Raw genomic sequence first — 12,602 nt, 5'->3', positions numbered from 1 at the left:
CTGACCAGCTGCGTTGACCCCAACCAAACGGGAGGACACACCCGCATGACGAGCCCGCAGGCCGAGCGCACCCTCACCTACGCCGCTGACCTCACGCGCGAAGACGTCACAGCCTTGGAGACGTTTCTCAACGCGCAGCTCGGGCGGGTATCCGAGGTGGTGGGTGAAACTGGCGAGACCTCCTTCGCGATGCGGTCCTTGCTCATCCTGGTCAGTGACTCGGCCGGGTTCCTGCAGACTCTCCTTCGGTTGGAACAGCCCGATTCGTGGCAGCGGGCTGCGATCGTGCGTGAGTGGCAGCGGTTGCGCAGCACCGCGCACCCGTTCAACCACTGCGAGGGGTTCGACCACGACCGTTGGTGGAACCAAGTGCGGCACTATGACGCCACCGATGAGAAGGCGGAACAGGAGCGGATTCTGCGGTTCGCCGATGAGACTGTTCTCGACGAGGTGCCGGGGGTGACCGAATGAGGTGTCCCGCCAGTGGATGTGTGGTTCGCGTATCGCGCCTTGGCCCAGTTGAACCGACCCTTGGGTAAGGTGCGTCATCGGCTCATCACCCTTGGGTTCATGGGGATCAGCACATCGGTATTCGTGAACTCACGGACCTTGGCCGCCATGCGGGCGTCGGTGTCGAACAGCTCGCGCTCGGCCGGGTGCAGGATGTGCTGCGTGATGAAGGAGCGGCCAGCGACCTTCCACAGGCCCCGGCCCTTGCTCAGGGCGGACACCGCCTGGGTCTCGACGCCGGTCAGGCCGAGCAGGGACGCGGCGGCGGCGAGCTGGTCCGGCTCCTGGCGGTAGATGATGCGGGTGGAGCAGTCGGCCAGAAGCCCCTCGGCAAGTACCCGACCGCGCGAGCCGGCGTCGCCCGCCGAGAGCAGGTCCGACAACCGGTGGATGACCATCAGGTTCGCGATGCCCAGACCCCGTGAGAGCTTCCACTGGCTCTGCATCCGTTCCAGCAGGCCGACGTGCCGCATCAACCGCCAGGCTTCGTCGTAGATCACCCAGCGCCGGCCGCCGTCGGGGTCGGCGAGGGCGGACTCCATCCACGCGCTCGCGCAGGTCATCGCGAGGACCAGCGCGGTGTCGTCACCGCTTCCTCCGAGCCGGGAGAGGTCGATGGACAGCATCGGCGTGGTCGGGTCGAAGGCCACCGTCGACGGGGCGTCGAACATGCCGCTGAGGTCGCCGTGCACCAGGCGGCGCAGGGCGTGCGCGAGGTCCTGGGCGGCCGATCCGAGGTGTCCGGCCTGGTGACCGAGAGCGCGATCGAGGCGTTCGGGGGAGCCGAGGGCGTGCGCGATCTCGCCGAGCAGCGGCACCGTGCCACGGGCGGCGGCATCGGCGACGACCAGGTCCAGGCCGAGGTCCAGGGCGGTGTGCTCCATCGGCAGCAGATCGCGCTTCAGCACGGTGCGGGCGAGGCCGGCCAGGAGCAGGAGGCGGCGCTTGCGTACCTCCGTCGTCCAGTCGTCCTCGCTGACGGAGGCGGGCCGGGCGGGGGCGTCCAGTGGGTTCAACCTGCCCGGAAGCCCTGGGCCCAGAGCGATGCTGTAGCCGCCGAGGGCCTGTGCGACGCCGGTCCACTCGCCCTTGGGGTCGCACGGGATGTAGATCCGGTAGCCATGGGCGATCGACCTGGTGGCGATGGACTTCGCCAGCGCCGACTTGCCCATGCCGATGATCCCGGCGAGGACGGCGTTCGGGTTCGTGAACCCCTCGATCCGGCCGCTGTTGTACAGCGAGAACGGGTCGAAGCAGAAGGCCGCCTCGGCGTGGACATCCCGGCCGATGAACACCCCCTCCGCCCCCAGGCCGCCCTCGGCCACGAAGGGGTAGGCCCCCGAGGCCGTGGCGGTGGTCATCCGATGGGCGGGCAGGCCGAGCTTGCCGCCCCGGGCGGAGGCTGGGCCGGGGCGGCCGGCTGGCGGGTAGGTGGGCCGCAGTTCCGGGTCGAGGATCTGCTCGGCGCGGTGCTTGGGCGGGGTTCCGGCGAGACGGGCCTGGCGACGGGCCTCGGCGAACCCGGCTCGGGCGGCCCTCTGCTCGGCGCGCGATGTCTTGCGAGGCACGAACAGGGGGGAGGCGCTGGCATGGATGCGGGACATGGACGTTTCTCCAGAAGGGGCAGCGGGTCAGCGGCGGACGAGGCCGGTGAACGGCGCGTACAGGTCGGTCGGGGTGGTGCGGCGTCGCACCAGGTGCGCGGCGCGCTGATGGCGCTGGCAGACGGTCAGTTCCGGCGCCCCTTCGGGCAGGCCGGCCGGACACGCCTCGGGTTCGGGTACCTCGCCGGAGTCCGGCCGGGGCGCCGCGTGGTAGGCGGCGTGGAGGTGCTCGGCGGCCTGCCAGATACGGGTGCGGGCGGTGCGGAGCTGGTCGCCCTCGCCCACGACGAGCTGCCCGGTGCGACCGGCGTGGGCGTCGAGCAGTCCGTACAGCGAGACGAGAAGAGCGTGCATGGCGTCCAGCTCGGAGCGGGTGGTGACCAGCGGGCCGCCCGGGACGTTGAGCGCACGGTGGAAGTCGAGCGCCGCGGTGGCGAACGGCACGAAATCCTGCGCGGTCGGGCTGGCGGTACGGGACATGAGGGTGCTCTTTCGAAGCGAAGGGGTCTCAGGCGGCGAGCGCGAGCGGCAGGGCGGCGGCGGTGAACGCCTCGGCCTGCTGCCAGGTCAGCGGCCGGAGGTCGACCTGGGCACCGACGGCCGCGGTCTCCACCACGGCGCAGGCGGTGCGCAGCTCGTCCTCGGAGTCGGCCGAGACGGTCAGCAGCCCGGTCAGGGCGACGTCGGCGTGACCCGCGATGAGCTGTCGCTCGCGTGCCTTGATGTCCTGGTACTCGATCGAGTCCGCCTCGGAGTCGACCTGGCCGCGCCGGGCCCGCTCGGCGGCGTCAGCAAGAACGCTGGACTTCCTCCGCCGGACGTCGCGCAGGGCGGCGTCCAGTTCCTTCGGCTCGTAGCAGAGCGACAGCGTGCGCCGGACCCCGCCGGTGAACAGCAGCTGGTGCAGGAACCCGGCCGACGCCTCGGTCCGGGGCCAGTTCTCCACCCAGTACGTGGCGTGGACGGCCGAGTCGGTCGCGATGTGGTCCGCCTTCTCGACGACCACGACGGGTCCTGCGGCGGCGGGGTCGGCCTCAGGTCGGCCGGCGGTGGACCACCGGTCCAGCGTCGCCAGTGCCCTGGGGTCGTAGGCGGTGCGTACCACGGCGGCGATCTCACGGGCGGTGAGCCAGCCGGTGGGGGTGAGCCCGGCGGTCCGCGCGGCCTGGTCGAAAGTGGAGGTGAGCTGCGCCAGGACGCCGAAAGCACCGGTGAGGCCGCCGCCGGCCTGGTTGATCAGCCGTCGTGCCGCCCTGGTGTCCAGGGACACCGCGACGTACGCCTCGTGCGGGGCGGCTGCCGGGCCCGCGCTCTGGATCAGCTCGTTGTAGATCGCGCCGGCCATGGGGGTGCCGGGTCGGCCGTGCTCTTCCCAGTAGCGGCGAAGCGCGTCGCCGGAGTCCGGGACGGTGCGCTCGATCACCTGGATACGGGCGATCTGCCCGGTGCGGGCGAGCGTGGCCAGCGCGCGGCCCCAGCCGCCCACGTTGGCCTGCTGGGTGCCCGGGTCGAGCAGGGCGTAGGCGCGGGAGGAGACCTTGACCACCGCGGTCAGCGTGCCGGTGTGGGGGTTGTGGACCGCGCCGTAGCGGCCGTCGGGAGCGGTGACCACGCGCAGGCTGGCGGCGGTGCCGGGAAGGTGGAGCAGTCCTTCGCGGGTGGGTCGGCGGGAAGGCCGGGTGAGCCAGACGAGTTGGCCGCGCATCCGGCGCAGGGCGTAGCGGGTGACGATCGGAGCCCAGTCCGCCAGGGCACGGCCCCGGTGGCGGACGAAGACGAAAAGGGCGATGACGGCCCACAGCGGGATGAGCTGGAGTGCACCGACCACGCCGCGCGTGAGGACCACGGCGAGAAGGAGGAGGCCGGTGAGGCCGGTGACGGTCAACTGCGGGGCGGTCAGGCCGAGCAGGACGCCGCGCCTGCTGCGGTGGGGGAACTTCACGGTGGGCGCGGGGGACTGGTGCTTGCCGGACATGGTGTTTCCAGACGTGGGAGCGGGCGGATGACGAGGCGCGCGACGCTCTTCTGGAGGTCATGGCGAGAAATCTCCTGCTGGTCGGGTGAGGTGGGGGCGGGCCGTGGAGTGCAGCCCGCCCCCGTGGATGGTGGGTCAGGAACCCGACGGCGGCTGGGTGGGGAAGACCCAGTTGGTCGGCGTGGGAGAACCGGCGGCCGACGGTCCGGCGGGAGACGGCGGTGCGGCCGGGGCGCCGGAGGACGAAGACGCGGGACCGACAGGTGGCATGGAGGTCATGCCACCGCCCGGAGCCGATGCGCCGACGAGATGACCGGAACCACCCGCGGCGCCTTGGACGGTCCCCTCGGATCCTTCCGGCTCGTCCTCGCCGGGACGCGTGATCAGCGGCGGAATCCCCGGGCGCTGGATCAGGGCCCGGCCCTTGTCACCGGTGAAGTTCGGGTCTTCGCCGTACCGGAAGCGGGTCTGCGGCCTGGGCGGGCCGGCGTCGATGCCCTCCTTGCTGAGGTTGCCGCCGGAGGGGTTGATGCCGGAGACGACACCGTCGGTCCCCGCACCGGGGACCCAGTTCGGACCCTGCGGTGCGGGGGTGCCGGTGCCGGCCCGCAGTGCGAGGCTGCCCGCGGTCTTCGCCGCGCCGGCGGCGACCGCCATGCCGGCGACTCCGGTGCGGTGCATGTCGTCGTGGCCACCGCCGTCGCTGGCCCAGTGGACGAACTTGTACGTCGCGTACGGGCAGAGGAGCACCAGGACCATCACGACGATGCCGGCCATCGCGTCGGACAGGGCCGCCATCCCGTCGCCGGCGTCGCTCTTGCCCATGGCGGAGACGCCGATGAGGAAGACGACGGTCATCAGGAGCTTGGAGACGATCAGGGTGCCGGTGGCCTCGATCCAGCCGCGCCGCCACCGCTTGGCGACCTCCCAGCCGCCGCCGGCCCCGGCGAACACGGCGAGCGCGACCATGATCAGGACGCCGACCTTGCGGGCGACCATCACGCCCCAGTAGAGGAAGGCGCCGATCGCGCACCCGAAGGCGACCAGTGCGGAGACGCCCCAGCCGAGGCCGTACATGGCTCCCATCTGGTCGACCTTGACCACGCGGCGGATCGCGTCGTCGATCGAGGTGTTGGCCGCTTGGAACAGCCCGTCTGACAACGCGTCGACCACGGTGACGGCGACGGTGGTGAAGGCGATGGCGGAGAAGCTGAACAGGACGCCGGTCATGGTGCCGAACGCGGCCTTGGCGAGGGCGCGTCCGTCACGACGCCAGGCCGCGGTCATGAGCTGGATGCAGAAGATGCCGACGGTCAGGGCGAGCCCGATGGGCAGCAGCAGCTCGTAGTTGTCCCGGAACCACCCGGCGTTGAGGTCGATGGCCGTCGTCTTGTTGACGGCCTCGGCGGCCAGGTCGGCCGCGCTGGCCGCCAGTTCACCCGCCGACTTCGCGATCCACGCCCCGAGGCCGTCGGTGACGGTGCCGGCGGGATTGGTGGCGAAGTCGACGGCGCCGCAGACCTTGTCCATCAGCGGGAAGTCGCAGACTCCCATGGCTCGTACCTCCTTACTGAGGCGGGGGTCAGGGCGCGACGGACGGCATGACGCCGACCAGGGCGCAGGGGTGGTCGGGCCGGCACTGGACCGCGAGGGTGGTGGACCGGCTCTCCGCGCCGCCCGCCGGCGAGCCCTTCCAGGCGATCGACTGCTTGCCGGAGACCGTGACGGCGTAGACGTACGCCTCGGTGATCGCTCCGGGGTCGGCTTGGAGGGCCTGGGTGAAGGTGTGCGGGAAGTGCCCCTCGTTCACCTTGGCGGTGGCGAACTGGCCGTTCGCGGCCATCTCCTTCCACAGCACGGGCGAGGGGACGACCTTGTCGACGGAGGCCGGATCGGCGTACTTCGACTCCTTGGTCAGCCAGCCGCGTAGCGCCTTCCGCAGCTCCGGCTGCGAGTAAGCGCGGGTGTCGTACGACCACAGCGCTGCGGCGGCTGCCTTCCCGTACTTGATCGGGTCCTGGGTCTTCGGCGGGACGGGAAGTGCATGGGATCGCGCGTGCGGGTCGGCCGGCGCCGTGGGCGAGGACGACGCCGTCGGCGAACTCGGCGGTGGAGCGGGAGCATCGGAGGGGCTTCGGCCGTCGCGGGTGAGGTACGCGGTCAGGCCGGCGAGGGCGACGAGCACCGCCATGACGGCGGTGCCGACCAGCGCACGGCGGCGCACGCGGGATGCGCCGCCGGGGTGGGTGGAGTGCTGAGCCATCAGTGGACCTGCGTCCCGAGCGTCGAGAAGAACGCCACCACGCCGTTGGCCGCGCCGAGCAGAAGGGCTGCGCCGGCACTCACCAGCACGCCCTTCTTCCCGTTCGCCTCGGCCTGGTGACCACCGGAGTGGTGGCCCCAGGCCCACACGCCCGCGCTGACGGCGAGGGCGCCGACCACGGCGATGAGTCCGAAGAGGTTGATCGAGCCCATCACCTGCTTGAGGACGTTGAGGCCCGGCAGACCGCCCTCGTTCGGCTTGATCCCGGGATCGTAGGCGAGCTGTATGACCTGGTCAGCGAGATACAAGGGGAACTCCAGTTCGAATGAATGCACGCCGAAGCCTGAGCGGGCGGAGCGGCGCTGCGGGAGGAGGGGAGGGAGGGGAAGCGCCGGTCAGACGACTCGGCGGGCCGCGAGAATCCGCGACTTCCAGGACGCGAGGGTCGTGATCCGCACCACGTCACCGGTGTGCGGGGCGTGGACGATCAAGCCATTCCCGATCGCCATCCCGACGTGCTCGGGCACGTCGGCCGTCCCTTCGGTGAAGAGGAGGTCGCCCGGCTCAAGGGCGTCGACCGAGATGGCCTTGCCGTCCTTGACCTGCGTGTACGTGGTCCGCGTCAGGGTCACCCCGGCGGCCTTGTACGCCTGCTGCATCAGGGACGAGCAGTCGCAGCGGCCCATCGGGTCGGTGCCGTGGGAGTCAGTGCAGCTCCCACCCCACTGGTACTGCGTGCCGAGCTGACCCAACGCCCACCGGATCGCCGTCTGAACCTCTCGCGGGGCAGTGGCGGGGATCTTGTACTCGTCCGGCAGCGCACCGGCCGGGATGGTGCCGAAGCCCGTCCCGTCTCCGTCCGCCGAACAGCGGCCCGCGGTACTGGGTGAAGGACTGCTTGCGTCGGCCGAGCCGGACGGCGAAGGACTCGGCGACGGGTCGCCGGCCTTCCGCAGCAGGGGCTCGATGGCCTTCTGCAGGGCGGTGGCCAGCGGCTCCCACTTGGCATACGCATCGGGGAAGCCCGACTTCTGCACCGCCTGGGCGGCCTGGGTGACGGACAGGGACTGCCAGCCGGAGACCTTCTTGAGTCCCTCGTAGAACTTGGTGCTGGCGTGCACCGGGTCGAGGATCTCGTTCGCCGTTCCCCAACCCATCGACGGCCGCTGCTGGAACAACCCCAGCGAGTCGCGGTCGCCGTAGGTCAGATTACGTAGGCCGCTCTCCTGCAGGGCGGTCGCCAGGGCCACGACCTGCCCCCGGGCGGGGATGTTCATCGCGACGCCCGTGGCCTGGATCGTCTTGGCGTTGGGCACCTGTTCGGCCGGGTCGTCCAGGCCCGGCACAGAGACCGAGACCTTGTCGCCGCCGTCCAGGATGGCCTTCACCTGCCTGGCGACGGCGGCGGTGTCCACGCCCTGTGCAGCGTCGGTCGAGCACGAGGCCGATGCGGTACCGGCGCCGATGGCGAGGATCGGGAGGGCCAGCAGCAGCGGGCCGGTCGCGCAGAGACCGATGAGGGCTCCGGTCGCCTTCTTCATCGCCGCCGCCGTTCACCGGGACGGCGGTGACGGCCAGGTGACAGTGGTGGGTCGGAGCGCGGGTGTATCAGGACATGCTGCATCGCAGCGGCTCCTCGGTGTTCGTAGGAGGCGCGGTGCCGACTTCTCGTGCGAAGCCGCCGGCACCGCGCCGATGCGCATCCGCCTCTCGGGCGGGTCCGGGTCTGAGAAGGTGGCGGCTTTCGGACGCCGGTTTCAGGTCACGCGGCAGCCAGCCGCGCTCGTAATCTCAGGCAGTACACCGGGACCTCCGGAAGGCACTCGGGGATGCATGGTCAACGTGCCCCCGACGCTGCTCGATTGGACGAGAAGGTACGGATAAGCACAGGTCAAAAGGGGTGGAGCGGGGCTCCTGCCCGGTGGCACGGCGAGAGAGTAGACCCGGATTCCGGCCGCACCAAACGACTGCCACCCCGGGGCCCGCAGCAGGAGGGCACCTCGTTAGGTGCGGCCGGAATCGGCCGTTAACCTCCGGTGCAACCCCGCCCGAGACGACCGCTGCCGAGCGCTGTCCGGAGCGGGCCCGGATCCGCCGTGCCCGAAGAGAGGTCCTCCCCATGAGCTACACGCTGCACCGGGGCGACGCCCTGACCGTCCTGAAGTCCCTCCCCGACGAGAGCGTCCACGCGGTGATCACCGATCCCCCGTACAACTCCGGTGGACGCACCAGTTCGGAACGCACCGGCCGCACCGCGCGAGCCAAGTACGTCACCAGCAACAGCGCCCACGACCTCGCCGACTTCCCCGGCGAGAACCGCGACCAGCGTTCCTACCGCTCCTGGCTGACCGAACTGCTCACCGAGGCGTACCGGGCCTCGACCGAGCACGCGGTCGCCATGGTCTTCACCGACTGGCGTCAGGAACCGACCACCTCCGACGCCCTGCAGATGGCGGGGTGGACCTGGAGCGGCACCATCCCGTGGATCAAGCCCTCCAGCCGGCCCCGCAAGGGCGGTCCGAAGCAGGACTCCGAGTTCATCGTCTGGGGCGTCAAGGGATCCCTCGACAACACCCGCGACCTCTACCTGCCCGGCCACTACATCGCCTCCCAGCCCCGCAAGGGCCGGGTCCACATCACCCAGAAGCCGGTCGAGGTCATGCAACAGCTCGTCCAGGTCTGCCCCGAGGGCGGCACCGTGCTCGACCCGTTCACCGGCAGCGGCTCCACCGGGGTCGCGGCCCTGCGCGAGGGACGCCGCTTCGTGGGCGTCGAGCTGTCCGCGCACTACGCCGACGTCGCCGAGGAGCGGCTGCGCGCCGAGCTGACGAAGGACGACTTCGGACTGGCCGGACCGGAGGCATGAGCATGAGAGCGGAGAGTCCGGGGCCGGTGGCCCGCAGACGCCGAAGGGCGGCTGGCGCATCGAGTAACTGATGCACCAGCCGCCCTTCTCGTTGCGTCAGACAGACTCGAACGCCCGCCGGATGAGCGGCGCCGCTTTCTCCAAGTCGGCCGCTGAAACGAGGCGCACCTCCAGGTCTCCGGTTCCCAGGTGCCCGTACTCCTTGCCGGGGCGGGAGGCCCGTCGGCGGGCGGTGAACATCCGGTGGGCCTCGATCGTCTCGGCAGGGTAAACCGCTAACGGTGGAGTCGGGTATTGGAACTGCCTGAATGCCAGGGCGAGGCTTTCCGCGCGAGGGCGGCATGGCTGCGGCGAACGGCGATTAGTTGAAGGCGAGGACGGCAAGGGGCTCCTGCAGGGTGACCGGGACGGCACCGAGGCGAATCCGAATCGCTTTGGCGGAAGGTGGTTGGCAGGCCCCGGTCTCCGCTACCCTCCGAGGATGTGACGACAGTCACGTGAGCGACTCGCCAGGTGTACGGGGGAACGGGGCGGACGGCAGTGGTGTTGGTAGCGCGAGCCGGGCGAGACACGTCCGGCGTGGATAAGTTGGCTCGTGGCGTCATACAGCGCGTCGCTCCGGACGAGCTACCGCAGTTCGCGTCGGTAGCACGGTCGTTCCACGCGGCGTCACGGCGCCAAGTGCGCCGGGCAGCGCGGCGGAACGAGCCGCTCGGCATCGGTGTTGACGGTGCGACGACCATGCTGAGCCTGGCAGTCCTGTATGTCATCTCCAAGCTGGCCGACTCTGTCCTCCAACAGTGCGCCGACCAGACAGCGACTTCCCTGATCGGCCGGATACGCGGTTGGATAGGGCGGGTTGTTCGACGTGGTCGTCCGTCCGGGGAAGAGGGAGCGGAAGCGGAGTGGGTTCCGGAACCTGAGCAGCTGGCCATGATCTGTGCTGTGGCGGGCCGAAAGGCGCGCAGACTGGGACTAACCGCCGAACAGGCGGAGTTGGTTGCCGACGGGATCGTGGCCGAGCTGGCGACGCGTACGGCTGCTGCCAGTACGGCCGATACCGACGGAAGTACGGCTGCTGAGGGCGGCGATGACCGCGGCTGACCATCCCGCCGCGTTACGGCAGCGCCCGCCCCTTCCGCTGATCTCCGGGACAACCCTCCGCTTCGTCCTGCTCGCCGCCATCGCCTCGGCGCTCATGATGTCCTTGGCCAACAACGTTGCGGACATCCTTGAGCACGTCCGCCCCGCCGCCAAAGGAGCGTACGAGAGCTGCAAGGTCGGTCACTTGCGTCAAATCGGGGAGGAGTGGCGGGCGCAAGGCAGCCTGCCGAGTTCTCCGCGCGAGTGCGTGAGCCCGTACGGCTTCGGGGGGTGGTGGCTGATCGGACTGGGGGTGTTCTGGATCGCGGTGGGCTTGGTGGTGTGGTGGCTGCCAGCCTGGCGCATCCGGCGCCGCCGGTACGAGGAGATTGGCCGCGTCGTGCCGGCGAGCATTGCGTCAGACGGGGCCCTCCCCGACGGTGTCGACCTGTTTGCACTGCTGGCCCGGCTCCAGCTCGGCACCGACGTCGCCGTGCCCGTGACTTATCTGCTAGACCCGCTTGACCCGCGCTGCTCCGCCCTTGCGTTCGGACGACCGGGGCGTCGGTACGTTGTTCTCTCCGGCGGGCTTGAGACCCTGTCGCGCCGCGACCCGGTGGCCTTCCGCGTGGTGCTGCTGCACGAACTGGCGCACATCTACAACCGGGACCTTGATGTCGGCTTCCTCACCATTGTTGCGTGGCGCATCACCATGCCGCTACTGGTGTGGAACGTCCTGACCAACCCTCTCATACCGGTGATCCGGGGAAGCGACACGAGCAGCGCCCTCGTCGCCCTCGCGTTCGCCGCATCGGCTATGCAGCTCACCCTTGCCGTGATCGTGCCGCTGCTGCGCAACTCTGTGTTGCGCAGCCGTGAGTTGTTCGCGGACGCGCAGGTGAAGCAGTGGGGAGTGGATACGGCGTACATGGACGCGATGCTCACCGCGTACTTCCCCAGCGTGCGTCGGCGGCGCCTGGAGGTGCTACGCGTCCATCCATCGCTGCAGCGCCGCCGTGCTGTGCTGCATGACAGCCGCCTGCTGGGGGTCACGAGCGCGTGGGACTGGTGTGCGGTGGGAGTGGGCGCGATGGTCCTCCACTGGAGCATCCTTCAGGCATGGCGGGACGGCCCGTTCTCCAGGGAGGTGGGTATCGGGGCAGCCGCGATCTTGGTCACGGGCGCGCTGGGGATGGCGGCCTGGCAGGACGCCGTACGAGAGAAACAACCCCAGCTGCGGGGCCGGGGCACTGGTGCGGCCAGTGTCGGCCTGGGGCTGGGCCTGGCTGTGGGCAGCAGCCTGCTGCAGCCGGACGTCATCGCGAGGATCTTCCTTGTGAATGCCTCGTTGTGGGGACAGTTCCTGGCGTGGGTTCCCCTGATGTGCTTGGCCGCATGGGCGGCGCGCCGCTGGCTCGGCGCGGTCGCGGCCGCGTGGGCGGACGTGGCGGAGGCGCGGGATGGGTGGGCGGCGAAGAGAGTGCTGTGTGCGGTGCTGGGGGTGGCCGCCGTGCCACTCTGCCTCGGGCTGTACCTCCTCACCCTGGGGCTGCAGGTCTCGATGGTCACGCCGGTGTTCGGCAGCAGCAGCACCTTGGGCGGTGTCGTGACCCTCATCGGGCTGCCTGCTCTTTTCGTTCTCTCGTCTCCCTTGGTCATCCCTCTGGTGCTGATTGTGGCTGTGCTGCTTCTCGCCGGGGCGGGAGCGATGAAGGGGGTCCTCCGCAAGGGGTGGTTGTGGCACGGCATTGCGGCCGCCGCATTGGCTCTCTACCTGCTGTTGCTTGACGCTCGGCTCGGCATTGCAGTCGGTGTTGTTGTGGTGGTGCAGGTCGTGTGCGCGGTGCGCGTGGCCCTTACCACGGGTCGCCGGCAGTTCCCCGTGGCCGCAGCCACTGTCGCCGCCTTCGTCACGGGCCTCTCCGGGGATCTGACCTGTCTTGTGCTCTCGGCGGCATACGGGAGCTGGTATCACGTCGCCGTCGGCGGCACTCTCGGCGTCACCCTCGGCAGTGTGTCCGCCGCAGTCGCTCTCGGCATACGTGATCGTCGGGCCCGGCGATCCAGTATGGTGCGTCCGCGATCCCGCAAGCCGTCGGCGGCTGCTTCTTCCGGTCCATGGCACGGACCGCCGAAGGTGACGTGGGCTCGCCGTATGGGGCTGTGGTACGGCGCAGGGGCCGCTTTGGCGGCTGTCTTGCTCGTGCCGTTCGGAACATTGCTTGCGATATGGGGTGTGATCGCGCTGACGCAGGTCGTCTGCGCGGTGTGTGTGGCCCTCACTGCGGACTGGCGGCCGCC

The 12,602-nt window shown here is 70.2% G+C and carries 11 protein-coding genes; 4 read left to right on the top strand and 7 right to left on the bottom strand.

Annotated elements, in window-relative coordinates; translation table 11 throughout:
- Positions 1-45: 45 nt before the first annotated feature.
- A complete protein-coding gene (locus B7767_RS20040; RefSeq protein ID WP_085573389.1) occupies positions 46-471 on the top strand; it encodes a hypothetical protein in 426 nt (141 codons plus the stop codon).
- Between the two features lie 74 nt (positions 472-545).
- On the opposite strand, the gene B7767_RS20035 is transcribed toward B7767_RS20040, so the two are convergent.
- From B7767_RS20035 to B7767_RS20005, 7 genes are all read right to left on the bottom strand, one after another.
- Complete coding sequence (locus B7767_RS20035) at positions 546-2,114, bottom strand: ATP-binding protein (RefSeq protein ID WP_085573388.1); 1,569 nt, start codon at positions 2,112-2,114, stop codon at positions 546-548.
- Between the two features lie 27 nt (positions 2,115-2,141).
- Positions 2,142-2,594: a DUF6238 family protein gene (locus B7767_RS20030; protein WP_085573387.1), complete on the bottom strand. Its 453-nt coding sequence runs from the start codon at positions 2,592-2,594 to the stop codon at positions 2,142-2,144.
- 28 nt (positions 2,595-2,622) lie between these two features.
- Entirely contained in the window at positions 2,623-4,089 is a 1,467-nt protein-coding gene (locus B7767_RS20025) for an SCO6880 family protein (RefSeq protein ID WP_085573386.1), read from the bottom strand.
- 135 nt (positions 4,090-4,224) lie between these two features.
- A complete protein-coding gene (locus B7767_RS20020) occupies positions 4,225-5,643 on the bottom strand; it encodes an ATP-binding protein (RefSeq protein WP_085573385.1) in 1,419 nt (472 codons plus the stop codon).
- Positions 5,644-5,671: 28 nt separating this feature from the next.
- Complete coding sequence (locus tag B7767_RS20015) at positions 5,672-6,352, bottom strand: hypothetical protein (RefSeq protein WP_085573384.1); 681 nt, start codon at positions 6,350-6,352, stop codon at positions 5,672-5,674.
- Entirely contained in the window at positions 6,352-6,660 is a 309-nt protein-coding gene (locus tag B7767_RS20010) for a DUF6112 family protein (protein WP_023421641.1), read from the bottom strand. Before B7767_RS20010 ends, B7767_RS20015 begins: the two co-directional genes overlap by 1 nt.
- Positions 6,661-6,747: 87 nt before the next feature.
- On the bottom strand, positions 6,748-7,893 hold the full coding sequence (locus B7767_RS20005; RefSeq protein ID WP_085573383.1) for a C40 family peptidase: 1,146 nt from the start codon (positions 7,891-7,893) through the stop codon (positions 6,748-6,750).
- A gap of 578 nt (positions 7,894-8,471) precedes the next feature.
- Here B7767_RS20005 and B7767_RS20000 point away from each other — a divergent pair.
- From B7767_RS20000 to B7767_RS46460, 3 genes are all read left to right on the top strand, one after another.
- Positions 8,472-9,218 carry a site-specific DNA-methyltransferase gene (locus B7767_RS20000; RefSeq protein WP_085573382.1) on the top strand — a complete coding sequence of 249 codons (747 nt, stop codon included), beginning with the start codon at positions 8,472-8,474 and terminating at the stop codon, positions 9,216-9,218.
- Positions 9,219-9,959: 741 nt separating this feature from the next.
- Positions 9,960-10,322 carry a hypothetical protein gene (locus tag B7767_RS46465; protein WP_179167215.1) on the top strand — a complete coding sequence of 121 codons (363 nt, stop codon included), beginning with the start codon at positions 9,960-9,962 and terminating at the stop codon, positions 10,320-10,322.
- A partial coding sequence (locus B7767_RS46460; protein ID WP_218775806.1) for a M48 family metalloprotease occupies positions 10,309-12,602 on the top strand: 2,294 nt, incomplete at its 3' end. The genes B7767_RS46465 and B7767_RS46460, both read left to right, overlap by 14 nt.

It is taken from the genome of Streptomyces sp. 13-12-16 (genome assembly GCF_002114215.1).
Classification (GTDB): Bacteria; Actinomycetota; Actinomycetes; order Streptomycetales; family Streptomycetaceae; genus Streptomyces.
Note: the sequence above shows the minus strand (reverse complement) of the source record. Positions and strands in the feature narration are given on the sequence as shown.